A 245-nucleotide genomic window follows, 5' to 3' on the forward strand; every position below is an offset into this window, starting at 1 on the left:
GGCAACACCGCGGGCCGCGGTCGACGCATTGATGGATGTGGTCGCCCGGCACGAGGTGTTGCGCACGGTACTGATCGACCACGGCGGGCTCCCGCAGCCGCAGCTACTGCCGCTCGACCAGATCCGGAATCGGCTGACCGGCATGCTGACACCGCGGCCGCTGCCGGACGCTCACGCGGAGTCGAACCTGAGGTCGGAGGCACGCAGGCCGTTCGATCTGACCACCGACCTCCCGTGGCGCGGAG

Annotated in this window: 1 protein-coding gene; it reads right to left on the reverse strand. The window is 70.2% G+C overall.

The window, feature by feature from the left end; all coding sequences use genetic code 11:
• The coding region (locus SB717_RS38675) for a hypothetical protein (protein ID WP_410908542.1) at positions 1–203 on the reverse strand (203 nt) is incomplete at its 3' end.
• Between the last annotated feature and the right edge of the window lie 42 nt (positions 204–245).

It is taken from the genome of Priestia sp. SIMBA_032 (genome assembly GCF_046535215.1).
Classification (GTDB): Bacteria; Bacillota; Bacilli; order Bacillales; family Bacillaceae_H; genus Priestia; species Priestia aryabhattai.